This is a genomic window from Mycobacterium sp. E3298 (assembly GCF_001666895.1).
In the GTDB taxonomy this organism is placed as follows: domain Bacteria; phylum Actinomycetota; class Actinomycetes; order Mycobacteriales; family Mycobacteriaceae; genus Mycobacterium.
The window spans coordinates 1-25,105 of the sequence record NZ_LZJB01000125.1 but is presented as its reverse complement, the minus strand read 5'-3'; the positions used below and the strand labels follow the sequence as shown (position 1 = coordinate 25,105).

Here is a 25,105-nt window from a genome sequence, read left to right as displayed (position 1 = left end):
TGTATGCGAGTTACAGTAACCGCATGGCACAGAAACCTGTAGCTAACGCGCTGACCCTGGAACTCGAGCCGGTGTGCGAGGCCAACATGGACCGCCACCTCAACACCGAGGAAATCTGGTTCGCCCACGACTACGTGCCGTTCGACCGCGGCGAAAACTTCGCCTTCCTCGGTGGACGGGACTGGCAGCCGTCCGACGCGACGCTTCCCCGCGAGTACACGGACGCCTGCGAGATCCTGCTGCTGCTCAAGGACAACCTGGCCGGACACCACCGCGAACTCGTCGAGCACTTCATCCTCGAAGACTGGTGGGGTCGCTGGCTGGGCCGGTGGACCGCCGAGGAGCACCTGCACGCCATCGCGCTGCGCGAATACCTGGTGGTCACCCGTGAGGTCGACCCGACCGCCAACGAGGAGGCCCGGGTCGAGTACGTCATGAAGGGCTACCGCGCGGACACCTACACGCAGGTCGAGACCCTGGTGCACATGGCTTTCTCCGAGCGCACCTACGCCGTCTTCTGCGAGAACCTGGCCGCGAAGCTCGAAGAGCCCATCCTGGCCGGGCTCATCGACCGCATCGCGCGCGACGAGCGTCGGCACGAACTGTTCTTCTCCAACCTCGTCGAGCACTGCCTGCAGTACACCCGCGACGAGACGATTGCCGCCATCGCGGCCCGCGCCGCCGACCTGCAGGTGCCCGGCGCGGACATCGACTCCTATCGGGACAAGCTGCGCAACGTCGCCGATGCGGGCATCTTCGACCAACAGCAGCTGCGGCAGGCGATCTCGGATCGCATCACCGCATGGGGTGTCGCCGACGAGCCCGCCCTCAAGCAGTTCGTCATCAGCTAGCCGATTCTCGCGCGTGAGCGCTTAGACCTCGGCGCGCCTGCGCTGCTGCAAAGCGGCGACGAGAGTAGCGTCGTTCTCGATGGTCAGCGTCATGCTCAGCTGCCAGGGCGGCACCTCCCGTCATCACAACGGAAGGACCGGCCCCGGTCCTGGTGTCGCAGTTCCCGCCGACATGCCTGTGCGGGTCCGCGCGGGCTTACCCCGCTCGAGGAGCGCTACGTGACCGAAATCCGGACCTACGTGATCGACACCTCCGTGCTGCTGTCCGACCCCTGGGCGTGTAGCCGGTTCGCCGAGCACGAGGTGGTGGTCCCGCTGGTGGTGATCAGCGAACTGGAGGCCAAACGGCATCACCACGAGTTGGGGTGGTTCGCCCGTCAGGCGTTGCGTTTGTTCGACGATCTCCGGCTCGTGCACGGACGGCTTGATCAGCCTATTCCCGTTGGGGCGCAAGGCGGTACGCTGCACGTCGAGCTCAACCACACCGATCCCGCGGTGCTGCCCGCCGGGTTCCGAAGCGACAACAACGACTGCCGGATCTTGAGTTGCGCCGCCAACCTCGCCGCCGAGGGCAGGCGAGTCACGTTGGTGAGCAAGGACATTCCCCTTCGCGTCAAGGCCGCCGCGGTCGGCCTGGCCGCCGACGAGTATCACGCGCAGGATGTGGTGGCCTCCGGATGGTCGGGGATGCGCGAGATCGAGACCGCGACCGAGGACATCGACGCGCTGTTCGCCGAGGGTGAGATAGACCTGGCCGAGGCGCGGGACCTGCCCTGCCACACCGGCATTCGGCTTCTCGGCGGGAGCTCGCACGCGCTGGGCCGGGTGAACGCGGACAAGCGCGTCCAGTTGGTGCGCGGCGACCGCGAGGCGTTCGGCCTGCGCGGCCGGTCCGCCGAGCAGCGCGTGGCGCTCGACCTGCTGCTCGACGAGTCCGTCGGCATCGTGTCGCTGGGCGGCAAGGCTGGCACCGGCAAGTCGGCGCTGGCGCTGTGCGCCGGCCTGGAGGCGGTGCTGGAACGGCGGACCCAGCGCAAGGTGGTGGTCTTCCGCCCGCTCTACGCCGTCGGAGGCCAGGAGCTGGGCTACCTGCCGGGCAGCGAGAGCGAGAAGATGGGCCCCTGGGCGCAGGCGGTCTTCGACACGCTCGAGGGGCTGGCCAGCCCGGCGGTGCTGGAGGAGGTGCTCTCCCGGGGCATGCTCGAGGTGCTGCCGCTGACCCACATCCGGGGCCGCTCACTGCACGACTCGTTCGTGATCGTCGACGAGGCGCAGTCGCTGGAGCGCAACGTCCTGCTGACGGTGCTGTCCAGGCTGGGCGCCGGTTCGCGGGTGGTGCTGACGCACGACATCGCCCAGCGAGACAACCTGCGGGTCGGCCGGCACGACGGGGTCGCCGCGGTGATCGAGAAGCTCAAGGGGCACCCGCTGTTCGCCCACATCACGCTGCTGCGCAGCGAGCGGTCGCCGATCGCCGCGCTGGTCACCGAGATGCTCGAGGAGATCGCCGGCCCGCAGTGACGGCGCATTTCGCCTGGCCACGCGTTCGATAAACTTCGACGGTGCCGAAACGACCCGACAACCAGGCCTGGCGCTATGGGCGCATGGTGGTCGGTGTCGTCGCGGCCGTCGCCGTGCTGGTCATCGGCGGGCTGACCGGCCATGTGACCCGCGCCGACAACCTGAGCTGCTCGGTGGTCAAGTGCGTCGCGCTGACGTTCGACGACGGGCCCGGGCCCTTCGACGAGCGGCTGCTGCAAATCCTGAAGGACAACGACGCGAAGGCGACCTTCTTCCTGATCGGCAACAAGGTCGCCGCCAACCCGGCGGGCGCCAAGCGGATCGCCGATGCGGGGATGGAGATCGGCAGCCACACGTGGGAGCACCCCAACATGGCGACCATCCCGCCGGAAGACATCGCCCCCCAGTTCGCCAAGGCCAACGACGCGATCACCGCCGCGACGGGGCGCACGCCGACGTTGTATCGCCCCGCGGGCGGCTTGTCCAGCGACGCGGTGCGGCAGACCGCGGCGACGTTCGGCCTCGCCGAAATCCTCTGGGATGTCATCCCGTTCGATTGGGCCAACGACTCGAACACGGCCGCGACGCGCTACATGCTGATGACGTACATCAAGCCGGGTTCGGTGGTGTTGTTCCACAACACCTACTCGAGCACCGTCGACCTGGTCTACCAATTCCTTCCGGTGCTCAAGGCCAACGGCTACCGGATGGTGACGGTCAGCGAACTGCTCGGCCCGCGGACGCCCGGTAGCAGCTACGGCAGCCGCGAGAACGGGCCGCCCGCCAACGAGTTGCACGACATCCCGGCGAGCGACATCCCCACCCTGCCGAACACGCCGTCGCCCAAGCCGATGCCCAATTTCCCGATCACCGACATCCCGGGCCAGAACTCGGGCGGACCCAACAACGGTGCCTAGCACAAGCGTTGGGACGCGTACGGCCGCCTGGCTTCGGAACGCCGGCCCCCACACGGCATTGCAGCGAAAGTCCCTCCGTCGGTTAGCCATTCAATACGGGTTGGATCTTTCCCTGTCCTACTTTCTGGCCGTCATCGAGGCGGCCGCCATCTTGATCCCGTTGCGGGGCCACACCTCCATCGGCGAGAATGCGGACTTCGCGAAGAACAACACGGCGGCGGTGTTGGTGCTCGTCACGCTCGGCGTCGCCGGCGTCGCGGCGGCGGGCGTCGTGAGCGCGACCCCGACGCTGCGCTGGTTTGTCGCCGGGGCCGAGCCCACCCAGGAGCAGCGGGAAGCGGCACTGAAGCTGCCAGGTCGCCAATCAACAATCCTGTTCGGGGCCTGGGCCGTCACCGGCACCATCTTCATGTTGCTCAATCTTCGCGGCGGGGCGCAGCTGTTGTTGCCCATCGCCCTGGGCGCGCTGCTGGGCGGACCCGCGGCCGCCGGCACGGCGATGCTGCTGGCGCAGCGCGTCCTGCGGCCGATCATGCGCGCCGCCACGCTCGGCTGCGAACCGCGGATGACCGTGCCGGGCGTGTATGCGCGGCTGGTGCTGCTGTGGTTCCTGTGCAGCGCCTTCCCGATCGGGGTGATCGCGACGCTGGTCGTGCTCCGTTCGTACGGCTGGCTGATCGAGAAGTCGACGTCGCTGGATATACCGATCCTGGTGGTCGCGCTGGCGGCGCTGGTGCTGGGACTGCCGACCATGATCCTGACGTCACGATCCATCTCGGATCCGCTCGGCGAGGTCGTCGACGCGATGGCGGAGGTCGAGCACGGCCACATGGAAACCTACGTCGGGGCCTACGAACGCTCCCAGATCGGGCGACTGCAAACGGGTTTCAACCGCATGGTGGCCGGGCTGGCGGAGCGAGACCGGTTGCGCGACCTGTTCGGGCGCCACGTCGGGGCCGACGTCGCCCAGCGCGCCATCAACGAGGGCGCCTCGCTGTCGGGAGACGTGGTCGAGGCGGCGGTTCTCTACATCGACCTGGTGGGATCGACGCAGCTGGCGGAAAACCTTCCGCCCCAAGAGGTTGCCGAAATCCTCAACGATTTCTTCCGCATCGTCGTCGACGCCGTCGACGAACACCACGGGCTGATCAACAAATTCGCGGGGGATGCCGCGCTGGCCGTCTTCGGAGTGCCGTTGGCCACCAGCGAGCCTGCGTCCGCCGCACTGGCGACCGCCCGCGCCCTGGGTACCCAATTGCGGCGCTTGCCCGTCGATTTCGGCATCGGCGTCTCGGCGGGCCGGGTCTTCGCCGGCAACATCGGCGCGGAGAACCGTTACGAGTACACGGTGATCGGCGACGCGGTCAACGAGGCCGCGCGGTTGGCCGATCTGGCGAAGACCGCCGACCGGCGGATTCTGTGTGCGGCGGGAGCAATCGAGCGGGCCGGCGAGGCCGAGCAAACGCATTGGGCCGAGTGCTATTCCACCGTCCTGCGGGGACGCTCGGAAGCTACCCAGGTCTCGGCGCCGACGAGGTAGGGCGCCGGAACCGCGTCAGGACTTGTTCACCTTGAGCGCGGCGATGATCTTGCCGATGATGCCAGCCGACGCCGCGTCACCGATCGGGGTGCTGCCGATGAAGGCGGTGACCGGCTTGGTGTCGACGGTGATCACCGTGACCGAGTCGCCCTTGACGTTGCGGGTGGGGTCGGCGATCGTGATGTCGGCGTCGGCGCGGGCGGCCTTGGTTCCGTCGACCGTGATCGACGACGACTTCACCGGGCCGAGTGTGGGCTGCGCGTTCGCGTAGCCGGGTCCGTTGGCGATGCACTGCAACAGCTTCGACGCCTGCGCGGTGACGTCCATGCTGGCGACGAAGTTGGTGACGCCGACCTCGGCCGTCATCATCCACTGGCTGGCCCCGGGCACTTCCTGGGCGACGCCGACGGCGCCGATCAGGTTCGGGTTCTGGTCGTCGGAGAACACGGTCCAGTTGGGCGGCACCGAGCTTGCCGGGAACGAGAGCTTGCCGGCCGTGATCGAGTCGGTCCGCGGCATCTCACCGCCGGAGACGTTCGGGGTGCAATCGGTGGCGGTCTGCTGGCCCCTCGGTTGGCTGCTGGTGCTGGTGGACGTCGAGGGCGCAGCGGTCGGGGACTTGCCGTGGCTGCCGCCCCGCATCACGATCAGGGTCGCCACCAGTGCGATGACGGCCAGGATGACGAGGCCACCGACGATCAGCCAGGGCAGCTTCGAGCCAGGTCCGCGCGGTGGCGGCCCCGGCGGATACGGCCCGGGCGGGAATGGCTGTCCCGGTTGCGGATAGCCCTGGGGCGGGTACGGGTAGGGACCGGTCGGCGGGTACGGTTGCGGGCCACCCTGCGGCGGGCCGCCCCAATAGGGTTGCTGCCCATGGGGGTTTCCGTAGGGTCCCTGACCGTAGGGGCCGCCGGGCGGAGTCGTCATCGCTGCAACACCCGCCTACTTCGCCGGCTTGACCTTGGCCATCGCCAAGACGTCGAGGCGGCGGTCGAGTTCTTCCTCCGAAAGCTTGTCGCCGATCAGCCCGCGGTCGATCACGGTCTGGCGGATCGTCTTGCGCTCCTTGAGCGCCTGCTTGGCCACCGCGGCGGCCTCCTCGTAGCCGATCGCCGAGTTCAACGGCGTCACGATGGAAGGCGACGACTCGGCCAGCTCCCGCAGGTGGTCGACGTTGGCCTTGAGCCCGACGATGCAGCGCTCCGCGAACAGCCTCGATACGTTGGTCAGCAGCTTGAACGATTCCAAGATGTTGCGGGCCATCATCGGGATGTAGACGTTGAGCTCGAACGCGCCCGACAGACCGCCGACGGCGACGGCCGCGTCGTTACCGATCACCTGCGCGGCCACCTGCGTAACCGCCTCGGGCAGAACGGGATTCACCTTGCCCGGCATGATCGAACTACCAGGCTGCAGGTCCGGCAGCTGGATCTCGGCCAGGCCGGTCAGCGGGCCCGAGCCCATCCAGCGGATGTCGTTGGCGATCTTGGTCAAGGACACCGCGATGGTGCGCAGCGCGCCGGACGCCTCGACCAGGCCGTCGCGCGCGGCCTGTGCCTCGAAAGAATTTGTGGCCGTGCGCAATTCGTTGAGGCCGGTGGAGGCGATCAACGTCTCGACCACCTTGGCGCCGAAACCGTCGGGGGCGTTGAGGCCGGTGCCCACCGCGGTGCCACCGATCGCCAGCTCGCCCAGCCGCGGCAGCGTGGCGCGCACCCGCTCGATGCCGGCTTCGATCTGGCGGGCGTAGCCGCTGAACTCCTGGCCGAGCGTCACCGGGACGGCGTCCATCAGGTGCGTGCGGCCCGACTTGACCACCGTCTGCCACTCGCGGGCCTTGCTCTCCAGCGCCTCGTGCAGCACCTCGAGCGCCGGGATCAGGTGGCGCACCGCGGCCTCGGTCGCCGCGATGTGGGTCGCGGTCGGGAAGGTGTCGTTGGACGACTGCGACATGTTCACGTCGTCGTTGGGGTGCACCGTGACGCCGTTGGCCGCCGCGATGCTCGCGATCACCTCGTTGGTGTTCATGTTCGAGCTGGTGCCCGAACCGGTCTGGAAGACGTCGATGGGGAATTGGTCGTCGTGCCGGCCGTCGGCGATCTCGGCCGCCGCGGCGATGATCGCGTCCGCCTTCTCCGGTGCCAGCAGCCCGAGGTCCTTGTTGACCTGCGCGCAGGCGCCCTTCAACAGGCCCAGCGCGCGGATCTGGGTGCGCTCCAGTCCGCGGCCCGAAATGGGGAAGTTCTCCACCGCACGCTGGGTCTGCGCGCGCCACAACGCCTTTGCGGGCACCCGGACCTCGCCCATGGTGTCGTGCTCGATGCGGTATTCGGTGTCGGTGGCGCTATCGGCCATAGGTTGCAGTCCTCGCTGGTTTTCGGTCAGGGCAGGGGATAGGCGGCAGTGCTGTCGCCGGTGAAGTCGATGGCGGAGTACTCGTTGAGTTTCGAGAGCCGGTGGTAGGCCTCGATCATGCGCACGGTGCCCGACTTCGACCGCATCACGATCGACTGCGTGGTGCAGCCGCCGGGGTAGTACTGCACGCCCTTGAGCAGGTCGCCGCTGGTGACGCCGGTGGCGCAGAAGAAGACGTTCTCCCCGGACACCAGGTCCTCGGTGGTCAGCACCCGATCGACGTCGTGGCCGGCGTTGATCGCCTTCTGGCGCTCCTCGTCGTCCTTCGGCGCCAGCTGCGCCTGAATGGCGCCCCCCATGCACCGGATCGCGGCGGCGGCGATGATGCCTTCCGGGGTGCCGCCGATCCCGGCCAGCATGTCGGTGCCCGAGTCGGGCCGGCAGGCCGAGATCGCGCCCGCGACATCCCCGTCGGTGATCAGCCGGATGCGGGCGCCGGTCAGCCGGACGTCTTCGATCAGCTGCGCGTGCCGCGGCCGGTCCAGGATGCACACGGTCATGTCCCGCACCGACAGCGCCTTCACCTTGGCGACGGCCTTGATGTTCTCGGCGATCGGCGCGGTGATGTCCAGCACGTTGGCGGCCTCGGGCCCGACGGCGATCTTGTTCATGTAGAACACCGCCGACGGGTCGAACATCGCGCCGCGGTCGGCGACCGCAAGCACCGAGATGGCGTTGGGCATGCCCTTGCTCATCAGGGTGGTGCCGTCGATCGGGTCGACGGCGAAGTCGCAGTCCGGCCCGTCGCCGTTGCCGACCTCCTCGCCGTTGTAGAGCATCGGCGCGTGGTCCTTCTCGCCCTCGCCGATGACCACCACGCCGCGCATCGACACGGTGTTGACCAGCTCACGCATGGCGTCGACGGCCGCGCCGTCGCCGCCCTCTTTGTCACCGCGGCCCACCCAGCGGCCCGCGGCCATGGCCCCGGCCTCGGTGACGCGCACCAGTTCCAGTGCCAGGTTGCGGTCCGGGGCTTCACCACGTGGCCGCCCGGCCGGGCGGTCGCCCTCAACTGTCATGGTTGGTGATTGTCCCAGAAGCGGATCGGTCTGCTGGAACTGGGATACTCGGGGGATGACCGAAGAGCTGCCGCCGAATGCCGAGGTAGCCGGCGAGCCGGCCCCGGTGGCCGGACCTGCTGCCAGGCCGGCCAAACCGCGGTTGCTGCAGGACGGCCGCGACATGTTCTGGTCGCTGATGCCGTTGGTCCTCGGCTGTATCTTGCTGGCCGGCCTGGTGGGCATGTGCTCCTTCCAGCTGGGCAGTCACCAGGGCGCGGTCCCGTCCTACGACGCGTCGGGCGCCCTGCGTGCCGACGCCGCGACGCTGGGCTTCCCGATCCGGCAGCCCAAGCTGCCCGCCGGCTGGCAGGCCAACTCCGGCAGCCGGGGCGGGATCCAGGGCGGCCGCGCCGACCCCGCGACCGGCCAGCGGGTGAACGCGGCCACCTCGATCGTCGGCTACATCAGCCCGACCGGGATGTATCTGAGCCTGACCCAGAGCAACGCCGACGAGGACAAACTGGTGGGCTCGATCCACCGGTCGGCCTATCCCGCCGGAACGGTCGACGTCGCCGGGACCACCTGGGTCGTCTACAACGGCGGCGGCCAAAGCGGGGCGGACGCCGAGCCGGTGTGGACCACCCGGCTCACCGGCCCGTCCGGAGCCACCCAGATTGCGATAACCGGTGCCGGTGACACCGATCAATTCCGTACGCTGGCTTCGGCGACGCAATCGCAACCGCCGTTACCGGCGCGCTGAAGGAAGGCCGAGCGTGACTGCACCCCAAGCGGATCTGTCCGGATGGTCAGTGGCGCCGTTCACCGGTGGCGGCTACACCCATGACGTCTACCGCAAAGGCAGCGGCCCCGGCGTCGTGCTGATACCCGAAATCCCCGGGATCCATCCCGGTGTGCTGGCCCTGGGCAATCACCTCGTGGACAACGGCTTCACGGTCGCGATGCCGTCGCTGTTCGGCGAGCCGGGCAAAGCCAAGACGGTCGGCTACATCGCCTCCTCGATCAGCCGCGCTTGTGTGGCAAAGGAATTCGCGGCCTTCGCGACGAACAAGCAGCGGCCGGTGTCGATGTTCCTGCGCGCGCTGGCCCGTGACCTCAACGCGTCGACCCCGGGCAAGGGCGTCGGCGTGATCGGCCAATGCTTCACCGGCGGTTTCGCGCTGGCCGTCGCCGTCGACGATGCCGTCCTGGCCCCGGTGCTTTCCCAGCCCTCGGTACCCTTGCCGCTGGGACGGGCCCGGCGCCGCGATCCCGGCCTCAGCGAATCCGAACTGGCCACCGTGGCCGATCGCTGCGCCAACGACGGCCTGTGCGCGATGGGTCTGCGGTTCAGTGAGGACAGCGCCGTGCCGCGCGAGCGTTTCGCGGTGCTCAAGGAGCGACTCGGGGACGCGTTCGAGGTGATCGAGATCGATTCCAGCCCGGGCAATGTCGGCGGTTTCGGCAGGATGGCGCATTCGGTGCTGACCGACGAGGTCCGCGAGGTGGACGGCCAGCCGGCGTACGAGGCCCGCAAGCGGGTAGTCGAGTTCCTCACCCAGCGCCTTGGTTAGGAAAGCCCCACACGCATGACGACTACCACCCAAGACCGCGTGGTCGAAACCACCTTCGGTCCCGTCCGCGGAGCCGATGACGGCCGCGTGAGCTCGTGGAAGGGCATCCGGTATGCCGCCCCGCCCGTCGGCGCCCTGCGTTTCCGGGCGCCGCAGCCCCCCGAACGGTGGACCGAGGTGGCCGACGCCACCCGCTACGGGCCGGCGTGCCCGCAGCCGGTCTTCCCCAACATGCCGCTCGACCTGGGCGCGCCGCAGGGCGAAGACTGCCTGCGGCTCAACGTCTGGGCATCGTCCGGCACGCAGCCGGGCGACGGAAAGCCCGTGATGGTGTGGCTGCACGGGGGCGCTTACGTCCTGGGGTCGGGCAGCCAGGCGCTGTATGACGGGCGCCGGCTGGTCGGCGGTGGCGAGGTCATCGTGGTCACGGTCAACTACCGGGTGGGAGCGCTCGGTTTCATGGACTTGTCGTCGTTCACCACGTCGCGGCGGCGGTTCGACTCCAACGTCGGGCTGCGCGACGTGCTGGCTGCCCTGCGCTGGGTGCGTGACAACATCGCAGCCTTCGGCGGTGATCCCCGCAACGTGACGCTGTTCGGTGAATCCGCGGGCGCGGGGATCGTGACCACCCTGCTCGCCAGCCCGTCCGCCGAGGGACTGTTCGCCCGCGCGATCGCCCAGAGTTCACCGGCCACGTCGGTATACGACCGGCGCCGGGCTGAACGCGTCGCAGAAACCGTCCTCGACAGGCTTGACGTCGACGCGGACCGGTTGCCCGACGTGCCGACCGCGGTGCTGCTTGCCGCATCCCAAGAGGTCTTCGACGAAGTGCCGGTGCGCAATCCCGGCCTCCTTGCGTTCGTCCCGATCATCGACGGCGACTTGCTGGACGACTACCCGGTCAAGCGCGTGCAGGAGGGCCGCTCGCTTCCGGTCCCCCTGATCATCGGGACGAACAAGCACGAGGCGGCGCTTTTCCGATTGATGCGTTCGCGGCTGATGCCGATCACGCCTCGCGCGATCACGTCGATGTTCGACCAGATCGCGGCCGAACAACCGGACCTGCAATTGCCGACCGATGAGCAGATCGGACTGACCTATTCCCGGCTGCGGCGCAGGGCAAGGAGTTTGAGCATCGCGACAGATGTCGGGTTCCGGATGCCGTCGGTCTGGCTGGCCGAGGGGCACAGCAAGGTGGCACCGGTCTACCTGTACCGATTCGATTATGCGACCCCGCTACTAAAGCTGCTGTTGGTCAATGCCGCCCACGCCACCGAATTGCCCTACGTCTGGGGCAATCTCGGGGCGCCGAAGGATCCCACCCTGAAGCTGGGCGGCAGCAAGACCGCCAAGGCGGTCTCCAGGCGAATGCGGACCCGGTGGATCAACTTCGCCGCGCGGTCGACGCCCGCGGGCCCGGGCGGCGAGCCGGAGTGGAGGCCCTACCGGGAGGCGGACCGCGCCTGCCTCATCATCGACGCGAGCGACACCGTCGCGCACGACGTCGATGGGAAGATCCGCGCCGCGTGGGGCAGCCAGATGGTGGGGTTCCGCTAACTGCCGGCGTCAGTCCGCGCCGGACTGCGCCGCGCCCGACTTCGCCTGCCGGCGAAGCCAGTTGCGGCGGGCGGGCGGCGGCTCGGGAGTGTCCGGTTCGGTGCCCTTGAACACCATCAGATACACCTCGATGGTCGTGACGATGAGGATCATCAGCACGGGCCCGATGACGATGCCCCAGGGGCCGAACATCGCTATGCCCGAGAACACCGACAGCAGCATCAGCGCCGGGTTCAGCCGGGCATCACGCGGAACGAGGATCGGCCGCAGGAAGTTGTCGATGTTGGTGACCACGACGAGGTGCCAGAGCACGACAAACGCGCCGCCGGCGATGTTGCCGAAGAAGATCATTCCGATGCCGAAGGGGATGGTCACGATCCCGCCGCCCAATGGGATGATCGACAACGCGGTGAGCAGGACCGCGAAGATGAAGAATCCGTGGTGAAAGCCGGCGACATAGATGGACGCGGCGCCCGCGACGCCTTGGCACAGTGCTATCACGAACTGGCCGCTGACGGTGCCGCGCACCATTGCTCCGGCTTTGGCCAGGTACAGATCAGTGACCTCGTCGCCGAGGGGGTTGAGTTCGGCGATCAATCTCCGCACCCGCTCGCGGTGCACCAGCAGCGCGACGAAGACATACAGGAAGATGATGGCCGACGTGACCGCGCCTGCGATACCACCGACGGCGCCCTGCAGGAAGTGCAGCGCCCATTCACCGACATTACGGCCCACCGTGACCATCGCCTTGCGCAGGGTTTCCGTCGTTATCGTCATGTGCGCGAAGGGGACCCGGGACAGCAGCTCGTTCACCGCCCGCAGTGTGCGGTCGCCAAGCGCGCTGAGGTCCGTCGACTTGACCCAATCGGTGATGCTGTCGATCATGCGGGAGATCTGAACGATCGCCAGGAGCACCAGGAGCGTGATCGGCACGACGACGGCCACGAGCGCGCACAACAGGGTGCTGGTCGCCGCCAACCCGGTGCCCAGCCGCCTGCTGAACCAGTTGAACAGCGGTGTGAAGAGGTAGGCCCCTACCGCGGCCACGACGATCAGCACGAAGTAGTCGCGCAGGAAGTACGCACCGAACAGCAGGGCGATCGCGGTCAGGATCGCCAGGGCGCGCTTTTGGTTGAGCGTGAATTCGGTATTCATGCCACCGGGCCGCCCTCCGCGTCGTCGCCGCTGAGGGAACTCTAGCCCCGGCGCGGTGGTTTCGTCAGCGACCGCGCAAGCGAACTCACTGCCCCCCGCCGACCGCCGGTTTCGGGGACCCAACGTCCGCTTGGCTTTTCATGCGCTGGAACATGTCGACGTAGTACGGGAGGCATTGCGACATCGCCTGTTCGGTGGTGAACAGGGGTTCATAGCCGAGGTCACGGCGCGCCTTGGCGATCGAGAAGTAGTTGTCCAGATAAAGCCGCTCGACGGCCAGCGGCTCGAGCAGCGGCGCCGGGATGCCGAAGCGGAAATGCAGCCGCTGCCAACCGGTCATCGCCACGCGCACCATCGGGCCGTTCACCCGCACGCGGGGCCAATTGGCGCCGCACGCCTCGACCACCGGCCGGGCGAACTCGAACATGTTGATCGGTTCGCCGTCGTTGATGAAATACGCCTGACCCGGTGCCGTGCCGCCGGGGACCAGGTGCTGGGCGGCCAGGATGAAACCGTGAATCAGGTTGTGCACGTAAGAGTTATCCAGGCGGGCCGATTTGCGGCCGATAAGCACCTTGACGTGGCCGGCGATCACGCTTTCGAAAAGTTTGCGGAACATCGTCTGGTCGCCGCGCCCCCAGATCCCGCTGGGGCGAATCGCACACGTGAGCATGCCGCCAATGTCGTTCTGCGACAGCACGAACCGCTCCGCGACCACCTTCGTCTCGGTGTAGAGGTCGTTGAACCGGGTGGTGTAGGGCAGCGTCTCGTCGCCGCCGGGAATGTTCTGGCCGCCCATCACGACGCTGTTGGACGACGTGTAGACGAATCGCTTCACGCCCGCCGCCTGTCCGGCGTGCACCAGGTTCTCGGTGCCTCCGACGTTCACGGCGAAGCTGCGCTGCCGGTACGCGTCGGTCACCGACGCGCCGCCCATCAGCTCGATGATGGCCGCGGTGTGAAAGACGGTGTCGATACCGTCCACCGCCTGGGCGCAGACGGCGGTGTCGGTGATGTCGCCCTCGAGCACCTCCAGTTGCGGGTGCTCCGGAAGCGGCGACGGCGCGCGGTCGAACGAACGCACCCGGTATCCGCGGTCCAGGAGGGTGGTGACCAGGTTGGCGCCGACGAAGCCGGAGCCGCCGGTTACCAGGACGCGGCCGAGTTCGGTGGTCAGTGTCGGATCAGCCATGGCCCGAAGCATAACTGAAACGTGTTCCAATTTCGAACAAGATCATCGTCTCGGCTTCCCTAGAGTGGCCCAATTCAGGCGTCTTCCGCCTGGCCGGCCGCCAGTGCATCCTCGATGCGCTTGCGAGCCCCAGCTAAATGCTCTTCGCAACGCTTCGCCAGCTCTTCGCCTCTTTCCCACAACTTCAGCGATGCATCCAGGTCCAGGCCGCCCTGCTCCAGGAGGCGCACGACCTCGATCAGTTCATCCCGGCACGCCTCGTAGCCGAGTTGACTAATAGGTGTAATTGAATGCTCCTCTTCAGCGGCCATCGGTCTGCCCTTCGCTCACCGCGGCGATCGCGCCGTCGGCAACCCGCACCCGCAGCCGGCTGCCCGCCGGCGCGCCGGAGACCGACCGCAGCACCACCGGGGGCCCGGAGTCGGGGACCGCCTGCACCACCGCGTAGCCGCGGGCCAGCGTGGCCGCGGGGCCCAGGGTCGCCAGCCGCGCGCTGAGGTGGCCGACGCGCTCCGTCTCGGCGGCGGCCAGCCGGGTGACGTCGCGGCGTATCGCCGACCGGGCGCGGTGGATCTCCTCGGCGCGTGCCGTCAGTGCCGTCAGCGGTTCGGCGAGCACCGGCCGGCTGCGGATCTGGGCGAGCGCGCGTTGTTCGCGAGACACCCAGCTGCGCAGCGCCTGCGCGCTGCGCCGGCGCAAGTCGTCGATCAGCCGGAGCTCGGCGGCGGTGTCGGGAACCACCTTCTTGGCCGCGTCGGTGGGGGTGGCCGCACGCAGGTCGGCGACCAGGTCGCACAGCGGGTTGTCGGGTTCGTGGCCGACGGCGCTGATCACCGGGGTGCGGCACGCCGCGATCGCGCGGCACAGCGTCTCGTCCGAGAACGGCAGCAGGTCCTCCACGCTGCCACCGCCGCGGGCGACCACGATGACGTCGACCTCGCCGTGGCGGTCGAGTTCGTACAGCGCCTCGACGATCTGCGCCACCGCGTTGGGGCCCTGCACCGCGGTGTTGCGCACCGCGAACCGGACGCCGGGCCAGCGTCCGGTGGCCACCGTCGTCACGTCGCGCTCGGCGGCGCTAGCCCGCCCGGTGATGAGGCCGATCATGTTGGGCAGGAAGGGGATTGGCCGCTTGAGCCGGGGATCGAAGAGCCCTTCGGCGTCCAACAGCCGACGCAGCCGATCGATGCGCGCCAGCAGCTCGCCGACGCCGACGGCGCGAATCTCGCTGAGCCGCAACGAGAATGTGCCGCGACCGGTGTAGAAGGAGGGCTTGCCGCAGACCACCACCTGCGTGCCCTCGGCCAGCTTTACCGGTGCGTTGGCCACCAGGTCGCGCGAACAGGTCACGGTCAGCGACATGTCGGCGGCCGGGTCACGCAACACCATGAACACCGTCTTGGAGTCGGCCCGGGCGCTGATCTGGGCGAGTTGGCCCTCGACCCATACCGTGCCGAGCTTGTCGATCCAGCCCGCGACGCGAATGGCCACCGCGCGCACCGGAAACGGGTTCTCGGCGGAGTTCGGTTCGGACTGTGCGGCCGGGGTCACTTCGCGTTCGCGCGGGTGATCCTGTTGGCCAGCAGCGTCTGAAAAGGCGCGCGGGCCTTCGTGGCCTGCTCGTAGGCCAGCAGGGCTTCGAGTTCGTCGACGCTCAGGGACTGCAGGCGGGCCCGCAGCTGCGCCAGCGTCAGGGTCGCGTAGTCCAGCTCGGCGACGACCGACGGTTGCGGAACCGACGGCGCGTCCGAGGATTTCCTGCCCTGTTTCAAGGGCGCGGCATCGGACGCGGCGTCGGCGAGCGAGTACAGCGCGAACCGTCCCTCGGTGCGGCGATCGCCGTCGGCGACACCGCCCTCGGCCGGGCCGGGCGCCTCGACCGCGTCGGGCAGGTCCTCGTCGAAGGTCGCCCATTCCGGCTGCTCGTCCTTCGGCGGAAAGATGTTCTCCAGGGTGCTGTCGCCCTTGATCGCCAGCTCGGCGAGGTTCTGCTGAAATCGCATCACAAGGTGCGCCGCCTGACTGGCCAAGGTCATGGGGTACATCAGGATGGTTTTCGGCAGCTTCATGGTCTCCTCGACGGCGACTGTCGCCGCGCCGACCAGTAGCCGAACTCCATACGGTGCAGTAGCCATGGGTCCAAGATTGCCTTAAGCGACCGCTAACTCCAAGCCCGCCGGCGCGAGCTGGCAAGCCCGTGCCGGCAGAACGTACCCTGGTGTCATGCCGCCGACTGTTGACATGGGGATTCCCGGCGCGTCCAGCTCGGTAGCCAGCGATCCGGCCCGCAAGCGAGTGCTTCTGGCCGAGCCGCGTGGTTACTGCGCGGGCGTTGACCGGGCCGTTGAGACGGTCGAACGCGCGCTGGAAAAGCACGGCGCCCCGGTGTATGTGCGCCATGAGATCGTGCACAACCGGCACGTGGTGAACACGCTGGAGCAGGCCGGCGCCGTGTTCGTCGAGGAGACCGACGAGGTGCCCGAGGGGTCCATCGTGGTGTTCTCCGCGCACGGGGTCGCGCCGACGGTGTACGCCGCGGCCGCCGAACGCAACCTGCACACCATCGACGCCACGTGCCCGCTGGTGACCAAGGTGCACAACGAGGCCAGGCGATTCGCCCGCAATGACTACGACATCCTGCTGATCGGCCACGAGGGTCACGAGGAGGTCATCGGCACCTCCGGGGAAGCCCCCGACCACGTGCAGCTGGTGGACGGGGTCGCCGCCGTGGACAACGTGACGGTGCGCGACGAGAACAAGGTGGTCTGGCTCTCACAGACCACGCTGTCGGTCGACGAGACGATGGAAATCGTCGACCGGCTGCGGCAGCGGTTCCCGAAGCTGCAGGATCCGCCCAGCGACGACATTTGTTACGCGACGCAGAACCGGCAGGTCGCCGTCAAGGCGATGGCGCCGGAGTGCCAGCTGGTGATCGTCGTGGGCTCGCGGAATTCGTCGAACTCGGTGCGCCTGGTCGAGGTGGCACTGGGCGGCGGCGCCGCGGCCGCCCACCTGGTCGACTGGGCCGACGACATCGACCCGGCTTGGCTGGAGGGGGTGACCACGGTGGGCGTGACCTCCGGTGCGTCGGTCCCCGAGGTCTTGGTGCGCGGCGTGCTGGAGCGGCTGGCCGATCACGGCTACGACGTGGTGCAGCCCGTTACGACGGCGCAGGAGACCCTGGTGTTCGCCCTACCGCGCGAGATCCGGTCACTGCTCTGACGTAGTCGGGCGCCGGATGGCGCTCAGCCGTCGTATTCCCAGGACTCCATCGGGGGTCGCTGAGGCCGGCCATACGCCCGTGAGCGATTCCGGCGGTCAGGGCGACGCTCCGCCGCGGGCTCGTCGCCCGCGTCGCGGTAGCGCACCTGCGAGATGGGATGATGCGTCCCGCCGTTGCCGTTCGGCGTGGGGCGGCGTCGCCTCGGCTCGTGCGCCGGCTCATACCGGTCGTAGCTGTCGAACCGGCCGAACTGCTCTCCGGACAGGTCGTACGGATCCCCGAAACGGCTGCTCCGCGGTGCGGGCCGCTCGTAAGGCGGCTCGTAGGGCCGCTCGTAGGGGTTGCGCCGGGTGCGCGGCTCCCGGCGGCCTTCACGGGTCGACTGGCCACGCGGGTCCGGATCGGCCTCCGGCCGGGGGCGCCGGCGCGACCGGCGGGGAGGTTCTGCGGGGTCGTAGTCCCTGGCGGCCGCCGAGCCCTTCCGGCTGCGCCGCTCGCCCGGTTCGGCGGTCTCATCCAGCGGTTCCCGCGAGCGCCGGGAATGGGTTCGGGCGGAGCGGGTGGTGGACCGATCGCCGCGCGCCGTCCGGCGGGCCCGCGCCGAGGAACCGGCCCCGCGGCTGCGCCGCCCCTTGGCGGGCGCCGCCTCGTCGGCGTCGTGCTCCCCGGATTCGGGACGCAGAATCGCCTGCAATTTGGCGGCGAGGCCGCCGAGGACGGACTTGGAGTCGGCGGATTGCGCGTCGTCCGGGGCGGGCGCCTCCGCGGTCGGCCGCTGCGACATGCCGAAATACCATCTGACCAGCCCGATCAGCAGCACTACCCCGGCGGTTCCCAGCATCAGCGGGAACCGCTCGATGAGCGGATAGCCGCAGTTGATCAGCAGATCCTTGAGATGGCCGACCTTGGCGTCGTGGAACAGCCAGTACGCGCCGGGCACCGCGACGAAAAGTATCAACGGGGGCTGGATGATCGCGGTGAACAGCCCGTCCTGGCGCACCGCGAGCACCGCCGCCACGCAGCCGGCTATATAGAAGCCCGCGAAGACGTGCGTCAGCTCCTTGTGGCCGGAGTCGATTCCGTATCCGATCGCGGTGGCGGTGACGGCGAGGAGCAGGGCGGCATACCACGGCACACCTGGGATATTTGGGTGGATCGACCGGTGGGAGGCTTCCACCGTCGAGGTTGCCCGCTGTCCTGACACATGTTGACCGTACCGGCAATGGGGCGAAAGCCCCGTAAATACCTTGTAGCGATCCCGGGCGTGCCACGCCCCGGAGGCTGGGAGGCGCTCGAAAGGTCCACGGCAACCCGCGGGGTCGCCGACCCCTAGACTTGGGTCCCTGTGAGCCTGAGCCTGGGAATCGTGGGTCTGCCGAATGTCGGCAAATCGACTCTGTTCAACGCGCTGACCCGCAACGACGTGGTGGCGGCCAACTATCCGTTCGCCACGATCGAACCGAACGAGGGCGTCGTTCCGCTGCCCGATCCGCGGCTGGACAAACTGGCCGAGCTGTTCGGGTCCGAGCGCATCGTGCCGGCGCCTGTGACATTCGTCGACATCGCCGGCTTGGTCAAAGGCGCGTCCGAGGGGGCGGGCCTGGGCAACAAGTTCCTGGCCCACATCCGCGAATGCGACGCCATCTGCCAGGTGGTGCGGGTGTTCTCCGACGACGATGTGACCCACGTGGCCGGTGAGGTGGATCCCAGATCGGATATCGAGGTCGTCGAGACCGAGCTGATCCTGGCCGACATGCAGACGCTGGAGCGCGCTGTACCGCGGCTGGAGAAGGAAGCCCGCACCAGCAAGGACCGCAGGCCGGTGTACGACGCGGCCGTCGCCGCCCAGGAGACGCTGAACGCCGGCAAGACGCTGTTCGGCGCCGGGGCGGACACGTCGCTGCTGCGCGAGCTGAACCTGTTGACCACCAAGCCTTTTCTGTACGTCTTCAACGCCGACGAGGCGGTGCTGACCGACGCGGCGCGGATCGCCGAGCTGCGCCAGCTGGTGGCTCCCGCCGACGCGGTATTCCTGGACGCGGCCATCGAGGCCGAGCTGAATGAGCTCGACGACGAGTCGGCCGCCGAACTGCTGGAGTCCATCGGGCAGACCGAGCGCGGGCTCGACGCCCTGGCCCGCGCCGGCTTTCACACCCTTAAGCTGCAGACCTTCCTCACCGCGGGCCCAAAAGAGGCGCGGGCGTGGGTGATCCACCAGGGCGACACCGCGCCGAAGGCGGCCGGGGTGATCCACACCGACTTCGAAAAGGGCTTCATCAAGGCCGAGATCGTGTCCTACGACGACCTGATCGGCGCCGGCTCCATGGCGGCGGCCAAGGCGGCCGGCAAGGTCCGGATGGAAGGTAAGGACTACGTCATGGCAGATGGCGACGTGGTCGAATTCCGGTTCAACGTCTAGCGGGAACACTGGCGTCATGGGACGAACAGATACCGCCTCGGTGGTGATCGCTGCCCCACTGAATCAGGTGTATGCCGCGCTGGTGGAACCGCAGGCGCTCGTCGAATGGCTTCCGCCGCAAGGGATGTCCGGGAGGTTCGATCATTTCGACGCCCGCCCGGGCGGGTCTTACCGGATGAGGCTGACCTATGCCGAGCCGCCCGCGTCGGGCGGCAAGTCAAGCGACGACTCTGATGTCGTGGATGGTCGGTTCGTCGAGATCGTGCCTGGCGACCGGGTCGTGCAGGCCGTCGACTTCGAATCCGACGACCCCTCGTTCGCGGGGACGATGACCATGACGTGGGCGGTCACAGCGCTGAGCGCCGGCAGCACCCGTGTTGAAATCCGCGCCGACAATGTCCCGCCGGGCATTTCCGCTGAAGACCATCTTGAAGGACTGCGGTCGTCGTTGGCCAATCTCGCGGCCTATCTCACGTCGGGGACGTGAGTGGCGACGACGTCGTGTTGCCATTCCGCATGCACGATGCGACAGTCGAATCACGCGTCTCGGGGGCTTGACCGGAGGTCGGGATGGCAGTCGATCGGCAGACGGTGGATCTCACCGAGTACCCCGACCTGGTGGTGGTGTATCTCGGGATGAGGGTGCGGCGGCCCCGCGGACTGCTGCGGATGCTGGGCCTCGGTCCCCAGATTCGTCAGTCGTGGAAGCGGCAACCCGACGGCCTCTTGTTGCACGAAGACCTCGTCTGGTCATTGCTTCCCCCGCATCTTGGCATGCGGCAGTACTGGCGCGACCTGGACAGCCTGGAGCGGTGGACTCGCTCGGAGCCGCATCGGCAGTGGTGGCAACAGTTCCTGAAAGACTCCGGCGGCACCGGCTTCTGGCACGAGGCGTATCTGATGAGCGGCGGCATGGAGGCGATTTACGATGACACGCCCCAGCTCGGCATGGCGCGGTTCGCTCCAGTGAAACCGGCCCGGGGCGCACGGTTCTCGTCTCGGACGCGGGCAGGCCGGACCGAGACGCCCGCCGCGACACCCGTCGTTCCGGAGGCCGACTATTACCGGGCGCAGGGCGACACGCTGCACTCGTAAACGGCTTCCGTCTGTAACGCCCAGGGGCACAACGTATTCAGCGCGGCTTGAGCCGGAAGATCGGGATGTCCCGGCCCGCGGGCGCCGCTTTGTCCCGGTACTCGGCGTATCCCGAGTAGATCCGGTTAGCCAATTCGAATAAACGGGCGTATTCGTCGGGATCGGTGACCTGCCGCGCGGTGAAGCGCTCGCCGCCGAATTCGCAGTCCGGATGCGCCTTCAAGTTGTGGTACCACTGCGGGTGTTTGGTGCCGCCGAAGTTGGAGGCCAGCAGGATGACGTCGGGACCGTCATGGAAGTAGGTGAGTTGCACCTCGCGCTTCTGGCCGGACTTCGCGCCGGTGGTGACGAGCGGCGCGTTGATGATCGAGCCCATGTTGACCCGCCCTCCCGTGAGGCGGAACAGGTATGGATCGGTATGGCGTGCGATGTGGCGGGCCATGAACTGCCCCGCCCGCGAACGTCCGAAACGAACGCTCGCCCGATACAGCGGGCCCCGGCGCTTGTGCGGGTCCACGTACCTCAGCGGCATCTCCCGACCATACTGGGCTTAGCCGGGGCAAAGTTTGGGGCTTGCTTGGATTCCGCTCCGGGGAAATGCTCTAGGGATGGGTGAACGCGTGAGGTCGTGCGTCCGGCGGTTGGGGCAAAGCTTGATGGGCGGCACCTTGGTGTTGTCCGCGCTCGCGCTGGCCGGCGGCGTCGCACACGCGGCCCCGACCTCGCACTGGTGCCCGGGCACTGCCTGGGATCCGAGCTGGGGCACCGTTTACGACTGGGACTGGGGTACGTGCCACGACTGGCAGGGCCCGGCGGGCCAAAGTTTCCCGACGGGCGCGGGACCGTGGGGGCCGGCACCGATATGGGCGCCGCCGTCACCGCCCCCGCCGTCGTGGGCGCCCGGGGCCAAACTGATGTGGAACCCGACCGGCCCGGGCAACTGGGGATTTTGGAACAACGGAATCTGGACCCCGGTCTAGTCGGGCCGCCCCGCCTGTCGGAGGTGCCTCGTAGCATGCCCTGGTCGCGTCACCGCAGCCAGGAGGGCTCATGAAATTCGTCTCGACCCGCATCATCACCGCCGACGTCGGCCGGCTCGTCGATTTCTACGAGGCGGTCACCGAGGTTCCCGCGGTGTGGGGCAACGAGCTTTTCGCCGAGATCCCGACGCCGGTTGGCACGCTGGCGATCGGCAGCGACAAGACCGTGCCGCTGTTTGGCGCCGGATCCGCCGAAGCCGCGGCCAACCGCAGCGCGATCGTGGAATTCCTGGTCGACGACGTCGACGCGCAATACGAGCGGCTGCGCGAACACGTGGGCGAGGTCGTGACCGAGCCGACCACCATGCCCTGGGGAAACCGCGCACTGCTGTTCCGGGACCCGGACGGGAACCTCGTCAACCTGTTCACCCCGGTCACCGACGAGGCTCGCGCCAAGTTCGGAATTTGACTGGCGCACAGATAAATTCGATGCGACGATAGCGACTGAGCCGATGGGGTGAGACAGTGTCGGCCCATGCGCACCGAACACCCGTGCGCGGGGTCCCCCGCGGCGTTATGGTTTAGCTCGTGGCCGCTGGGGACAGCCCCGAAACATCCGGAGAACTCGAACGCCAGGCCGAGGCGCTCGACAAGCGCGAGGAGGCGCTTGACGAGCGCGAGGCCGAAATCAGAAGGCGCGAGTGGCTGGCCGGTAGACGAGATCGGCTCGCCGACCAGCGAGACCGAATCGCGGACGATCGCGAGCGTCAAGCAGACGAGCGGGAGCGGCGCGCGGACGAACGCGAGGGCTCGGTGGAAGAGCGTGAGCGTGCCCGACGCGGGCGCCTGGCCGAACAGGCGATGCGCACGGATGCGACGGCCCGGCGAGAGCAAGCCGACGTCGACCGGGAGATGGCGCAAACCGAACGCGGGCCCGACTACACCTGAGGCCACGCGTTTGCTGGCGGCCGAATCTCGGCCAGCACTGCGTTTGCTATAAGTGCGGCGGACGCCATTGTCCGCATTGCGAATGACGTAGGCCACAAATTTTGGCGAACAATAACCGTTATTGCTAGCGTCCCCGGCCATGGTAGTACTTGCAACATTGATGTCATTGATTAATCAGGTTTCCGGGACGCCCTATATTCCGGGTGGCGATTCTCCCGCTGGGACGGATTGCTCAGGACTCGTTTCGTGGGTTGCCAACGCAGCATCCGACAGGCCAGTCTTCGGCAACCGGTTCAACACCGGAAACGAAGAAGCGGCGTTATTGGCGCGGGGTTTCCAGTACGGGACCGCCCCCAACGCCCTAGTGATCGGATGGAACGGCGGCCACACGGCCGCGACACTGCCGGACGGCACCCGCAGCTGGCTGTTATCGGGTGGGCGCGAGGCCCTCAAGACCGTGTGGAACACCGCCAACGTGGTACGCAAGGAGGGCTTCGGGGCCGCCGTACGCGGTTCGATCGAGGATCTCGCGGACTGGGCGGAGGTGGAACGCCCCGACCTGGCGAGGGTCACCCCGGACGGCCGGGTGGTGATCCTGTTCTCCGACATCGAGGAATCGACCGCGCTCAACGAGCGGATCGGTGACCGCGCCTGGGTCAAACTCATTGGCGCACACGACAAGCTGGTGTCGGACCTGGTGCAGCGCCGGTCCGGTCACGTGGTCAAGAGCCAGGGCGACGGCTTCATGGTCGCCTTTTCCCGCGCCGACCAGGCGGTGCGGTGCGGCATCGACCTGCAGCGCGCGCTGCGCAAGGACGCAAAACGCAAGCGGCACGAGGAGATCCGCGTTCGGATCGGTATCCACATGGGCCGGTCGGTGCGCCGCGGTGATGATCTGTTCGGCCGCAACGTCGCGATGGCGGCGCGGGTGGCGGCCCAGGCCGCCGGCGGCGAGATCTTGGTGAGCCAACCGGTGCGGGATGCCCTTTCCGACTGCGACGACATCCAATTCGGCAAGGGCCGCGAGGTCGAGCTGAAGGGCTTCTCGGGGACCTATTCGTTGTTCGCCGTGGAGGCCCCCGCCGATCCCGATCTGGACTGAAAGCCCTCCCCGTCGTACTCGGCCAGCCGTTGATGCAGGCGGGACCGGACCTCGTCGGCGGTGTAGGCGCGTCGTTTGCGTTGGTCGCGAGCCACCAGTGCGCCCCCGGCGACGACACCGGCGACGCCGGCCAGCCCGACCCACTTCCACAGTCTGCGCATGAACACAGCGTATTCGGGCTGTGTTTAACTTGTGTGCTCTTGCAACCGGACACAGGCATCGACACGCTCATGACGCTGACCCTCGATGAGGCCCTGAACGAGACTCGCACCGGCGATCTTTGGTTGTTTCGCGGCCGCTCACGGCCCGACCGCGCGATTCAGACCCTGACGAACGCACCGGTGAACCACGTCGGCATGACGGTGGCCATCGACGATCTGCCGCCGTTGATCTGGCACGCCGAGTTGGGCGACAAGCTCGTCGACATGTGGACGGGCACCAACCACCGGGGCGTGCAACTCAACGATCTGCGCCAGGCCGTCCTGCAGTGGACGCAGCGGTACCAGCAGCGGTGCTGGCTGCGCCAGCTGACGCCCAACCCCACCCGTGACCAGGAGAACAAGCTGCTGCGGGTGATCGCGCGAATGGACGGCACCGCCTTTCCCACCACCGCACGGCTGACCGGTCGCTGGTTCCGCGGCCGGCTTCCGACCGTCAACGACTGGGTGCGGGGAATCCCGCTGGTGGACAGCAAGGTTCGCGAGCAGACCCGGCGCCGCCGGGAGGAACGCAAGATGAGCATTTCCACGGCCTACTGCGCGGAGACGGTGGCGATCACCTACGAGGAAATGGGATTGCTGAACACGGACAAGGACGCCAACTGGTTCGACCCCGGCAAGTTCTGGAGCGGTGACACGCTTCCGCTGGCGCCGGGCTACCGACTGGGCGGCGAAATCACCGTGACGGTAGGCGAAGTCGGCTAGCCGACCGACATCTCGCCCAGTTCCGACCATCCCGTGGCGTCGATCGTCTGGTTGATGATCTTCGGGGTGGACGTGAGGGCCTGCGGCAGCTCTTGCATCGCCCGCTTGAAGTGATCGCTGTTGACGTGGACGGCGCCCGCCTCGTCGTCACGGAACGCCTCCACCAAGACGTACTCGGCCGGTTTGTCCAGGCTGCGCGACCACTCGAACCACAGGTTGCCGTCCTCGGCGCGGGTGGCGGCGGTGAACGGGGCGACCAGATCCGTCCAGCGGTCCGTCCACTCGGGCTTGGTCTCGAACTTGACGACGATGAAGATCATGGCCGGTATCCGCCTTGCTCGCTGGGAGAAGCTACGCCCGCCCGATACGGGTGGGCAGCGCCAGCATATCCATCCGAGGCACCGGACCGCCAGCAAAGCGCGCCCCGGCCGTCTTAATCGACGGGCGGGGCGCGCTTCATCTGTGTTCCGCACAAATCCTCGGCGGCTCCGACCCGCCCGCGAAGTGGCCTGGGTCACAAACTCGGCGAGTTCGGAGCTATTTCACTCCATCGGAGTCCGCGGATATGTACAACGGAAATAATCTGTGCGCCGAATCGAATCCTTCGTGAATTCAATTCGTTAGGGTTTAGCTCGTGGCCGCTGGGGACAGCCCCGAAACATCCGGAGAACTCGAACGCCAGGCCGAGGCGCTCG

27 protein-coding genes and 2 pseudogenes are annotated in these 25,105 nt (G+C 67.8%); 17 read left to right on the top strand and 12 right to left on the bottom strand.

What is annotated here, in order from left to right; translation table 11 throughout:
- Positions 1-23: 23 nt before the first annotated feature.
- The 4 genes from A9X05_RS05960 (at position 24) to A9X05_RS05945 (ending at position 4,829) form a co-directional block, all read left to right on the top strand.
- Complete coding sequence (locus A9X05_RS05960; RefSeq protein ID WP_067779880.1) at positions 24-851, top strand: acyl-ACP desaturase; 828 nt, start codon at positions 24-26, stop codon at positions 849-851.
- A gap of 219 nt (positions 852-1,070) precedes the next feature.
- Positions 1,071-2,372: a PhoH family protein gene (locus tag A9X05_RS05955; RefSeq protein ID WP_067759180.1), complete on the top strand. Its 1,302-nt coding sequence runs from the start codon at positions 1,071-1,073 to the stop codon at positions 2,370-2,372.
- Between the two features lie 41 nt (positions 2,373-2,413).
- Complete coding sequence (locus tag A9X05_RS05950) at positions 2,414-3,289, top strand: polysaccharide deacetylase family protein (RefSeq protein ID WP_067779877.1); 876 nt, start codon at positions 2,414-2,416, stop codon at positions 3,287-3,289.
- Positions 3,290-3,389: 100 nt separating this feature from the next.
- Positions 3,390-4,829 (top strand): adenylate/guanylate cyclase domain-containing protein, encoded by a 1,440-nt coding sequence (locus A9X05_RS05945; protein WP_231969068.1) that lies wholly within the window; start codon positions 3,390-3,392, stop codon positions 4,827-4,829.
- Between the two features lie 15 nt (positions 4,830-4,844).
- Here the strand turns inward: A9X05_RS05945 and A9X05_RS05940 are convergent, their stop codons facing one another.
- Genes A9X05_RS05940 through glpX form a run of 3 tightly spaced genes read right to left on the bottom strand, consistent with a single transcriptional unit; the run spans position 4,845 to position 8,263 of the window.
- The gene (locus tag A9X05_RS05940) at positions 4,845-5,756 is read right to left on the bottom strand and encodes a hypothetical protein (RefSeq protein WP_067779871.1); all 912 of its coding nucleotides are present in this window, start codon (positions 5,754-5,756) and stop codon (positions 4,845-4,847) included.
- A 15-nt stretch (positions 5,757-5,771) separates the two neighbouring features.
- Positions 5,772-7,184, bottom strand: coding sequence for a class II fumarate hydratase (locus A9X05_RS05935; protein ID WP_067759143.1), 1,413 nt, complete (start codon positions 7,182-7,184; stop codon positions 5,772-5,774).
- Positions 7,185-7,210: 26 nt separating this feature from the next.
- Positions 7,211-8,263, bottom strand: coding sequence for a class II fructose-bisphosphatase (glpX, locus tag A9X05_RS05930; RefSeq protein WP_067759136.1), 1,053 nt, complete (start codon positions 8,261-8,263; stop codon positions 7,211-7,213).
- 55 nt (positions 8,264-8,318) lie between these two features.
- Here glpX and A9X05_RS05925 point away from each other — a divergent pair, with 55 nt between their 5' ends.
- The 3 genes from A9X05_RS05925 to A9X05_RS05915 are packed head-to-tail and all read left to right on the top strand — an operon-like array spanning position 8,319 to position 11,373.
- A complete protein-coding gene (locus A9X05_RS05925; RefSeq protein ID WP_067779868.1) occupies positions 8,319-9,005 on the top strand; it encodes a DUF4245 domain-containing protein in 687 nt (228 codons plus the stop codon).
- 13 nt (positions 9,006-9,018) lie between these two features.
- Positions 9,019-9,816 (top strand): dienelactone hydrolase family protein, encoded by a 798-nt coding sequence (locus A9X05_RS05920; protein ID WP_067748625.1) that lies wholly within the window; start codon positions 9,019-9,021, stop codon positions 9,814-9,816.
- 15 nt (positions 9,817-9,831) lie between these two features.
- Entirely contained in the window at positions 9,832-11,373 is a 1,542-nt protein-coding gene (locus tag A9X05_RS05915) for a carboxylesterase/lipase family protein (RefSeq protein ID WP_067748623.1), read from the top strand.
- A gap of 9 nt (positions 11,374-11,382) precedes the next feature.
- Here A9X05_RS05915 and A9X05_RS05910 read toward each other — a convergent pair whose 3' ends face one another.
- From A9X05_RS05910 to A9X05_RS05890, 5 genes are all read right to left on the bottom strand, one after another.
- A complete protein-coding gene (locus A9X05_RS05910) occupies positions 11,383-12,528 on the bottom strand; it encodes an AI-2E family transporter (RefSeq protein ID WP_067748619.1) in 1,146 nt (381 codons plus the stop codon).
- Positions 12,529-12,613: 85 nt separating this feature from the next.
- Positions 12,614-13,732, bottom strand: a complete 1,119-nt coding sequence (locus tag A9X05_RS05905; protein ID WP_067779865.1) for an NAD-dependent epimerase/dehydratase family protein — start codon at positions 13,730-13,732, stop codon at positions 12,614-12,616.
- Positions 13,733-13,794: 62 nt separating this feature from the next.
- Positions 13,795-14,031 (bottom strand): exodeoxyribonuclease VII small subunit, encoded by a 237-nt coding sequence (locus tag A9X05_RS05900; protein WP_067779862.1) that lies wholly within the window; start codon positions 14,029-14,031, stop codon positions 13,795-13,797.
- Complete coding sequence (xseA, locus tag A9X05_RS05895) at positions 14,021-15,271, bottom strand: exodeoxyribonuclease VII large subunit (RefSeq protein WP_067779860.1); 1,251 nt, start codon at positions 15,269-15,271, stop codon at positions 14,021-14,023. The genes A9X05_RS05900 and xseA overlap by 11 nt, the downstream gene beginning before the upstream one ends.
- Positions 15,268-15,855: a lipid droplet-associated protein gene (locus A9X05_RS05890; protein ID WP_067754946.1), complete on the bottom strand. Its 588-nt coding sequence runs from the start codon at positions 15,853-15,855 to the stop codon at positions 15,268-15,270. The genes xseA and A9X05_RS05890 overlap by 4 nt, the downstream gene beginning before the upstream one ends.
- An 88-nt stretch (positions 15,856-15,943) precedes the next feature.
- Here A9X05_RS05890 and A9X05_RS05885 point away from each other — a divergent pair, with 88 nt between their 5' ends.
- Complete coding sequence (locus tag A9X05_RS05885) at positions 15,944-16,942, top strand: 4-hydroxy-3-methylbut-2-enyl diphosphate reductase (RefSeq protein ID WP_067754944.1); 999 nt, start codon at positions 15,944-15,946, stop codon at positions 16,940-16,942.
- A gap of 23 nt (positions 16,943-16,965) precedes the next feature.
- Here A9X05_RS05885 and A9X05_RS05880 read toward each other — a convergent pair whose 3' ends face one another.
- Positions 16,966-18,147, bottom strand: coding sequence for a DUF6542 domain-containing protein (locus A9X05_RS05880; protein ID WP_197498944.1), 1,182 nt, complete (start codon positions 18,145-18,147; stop codon positions 16,966-16,968).
- A 141-nt stretch (positions 18,148-18,288) separates the two neighbouring features.
- Between A9X05_RS05880 and ychF the strand changes: the two genes are divergently transcribed.
- The 3 genes from ychF to A9X05_RS05865 all read left to right on the top strand — a co-directional run bounded on the left by ychF (position 18,289) and on the right by A9X05_RS05865 (position 20,457).
- A complete protein-coding gene (gene ychF / locus A9X05_RS05875; protein ID WP_067754938.1) occupies positions 18,289-19,362 on the top strand; it encodes a redox-regulated ATPase YchF in 1,074 nt (357 codons plus the stop codon).
- Positions 19,328-19,849, top strand: a complete 522-nt coding sequence (locus tag A9X05_RS05870; protein ID WP_231978265.1) for an SRPBCC family protein — start codon at positions 19,328-19,330, stop codon at positions 19,847-19,849. The genes ychF and A9X05_RS05870 overlap by 35 nt, the downstream gene beginning before the upstream one ends.
- Before the next feature lie 83 nt (positions 19,850-19,932).
- Complete coding sequence (locus A9X05_RS05865) at positions 19,933-20,457, top strand: DUF4188 domain-containing protein (RefSeq protein ID WP_067754933.1); 525 nt, start codon at positions 19,933-19,935, stop codon at positions 20,455-20,457.
- Between the two features lie 37 nt (positions 20,458-20,494).
- On the opposite strand, the gene A9X05_RS05860 is transcribed toward A9X05_RS05865, so the two are convergent.
- Entirely contained in the window at positions 20,495-20,989 is a 495-nt protein-coding gene (locus A9X05_RS05860) for a nitroreductase family deazaflavin-dependent oxidoreductase (RefSeq protein WP_067754930.1), read from the bottom strand.
- Between the two features lie 124 nt (positions 20,990-21,113).
- Between A9X05_RS05860 and A9X05_RS05855 the strand changes: the two genes are divergently transcribed.
- The 5 genes and pseudogenes from A9X05_RS05855 to A9X05_RS05840 form a co-directional block, all read left to right on the top strand.
- The gene (locus A9X05_RS05855; protein ID WP_156670102.1) at positions 21,114-21,437 is read left to right on the top strand and encodes a hypothetical protein; all 324 of its coding nucleotides are present in this window, start codon (positions 21,114-21,116) and stop codon (positions 21,435-21,437) included.
- A gap of 70 nt (positions 21,438-21,507) precedes the next feature.
- Complete coding sequence (locus A9X05_RS05850) at positions 21,508-21,906, top strand: VOC family protein (RefSeq protein ID WP_067754924.1); 399 nt, start codon at positions 21,508-21,510, stop codon at positions 21,904-21,906.
- Between the two features lie 119 nt (positions 21,907-22,025).
- Positions 22,026-22,385, top strand: a complete 360-nt coding sequence (locus A9X05_RS05845; RefSeq protein ID WP_067754922.1) for a hypothetical protein — start codon at positions 22,026-22,028, stop codon at positions 22,383-22,385.
- A gap of 139 nt (positions 22,386-22,524) precedes the next feature.
- Positions 22,525-22,800 (top strand): annotated as a pseudogene (locus tag A9X05_RS31955) (hypothetical protein); the annotation flags it as partial.
- Positions 22,801-23,487 (top strand): annotated as a pseudogene (locus tag A9X05_RS05840) (adenylate/guanylate cyclase domain-containing protein); the annotation flags it as partial. It abuts the pseudogene before it with no gap.
- Here the strand turns inward: A9X05_RS05840 and A9X05_RS31545 are convergent.
- Positions 23,439-23,648, bottom strand: a complete 210-nt coding sequence (locus A9X05_RS31545) for a hypothetical protein (protein WP_082950480.1) — start codon at positions 23,646-23,648, stop codon at positions 23,439-23,441. The pseudogene A9X05_RS05840 and the gene A9X05_RS31545 sit on opposite strands and share 49 nt — an antisense overlap.
- Before the next feature lie 69 nt (positions 23,649-23,717).
- Between A9X05_RS31545 and A9X05_RS05830 the strand changes: the two genes are divergently transcribed.
- A complete protein-coding gene (locus A9X05_RS05830) occupies positions 23,718-24,410 on the top strand; it encodes a guanylate cyclase (RefSeq protein WP_067749928.1) in 693 nt (230 codons plus the stop codon).
- Here A9X05_RS05830 and A9X05_RS05825 read toward each other — a convergent pair.
- Positions 24,407-24,730, bottom strand: a complete 324-nt coding sequence (locus tag A9X05_RS05825) for a putative quinol monooxygenase (protein WP_067749917.1) — start codon at positions 24,728-24,730, stop codon at positions 24,407-24,409. The genes A9X05_RS05830 and A9X05_RS05825 overlap by 4 nt on opposite strands.
- Positions 24,731-25,105: the final 375 nt, after the last annotated feature.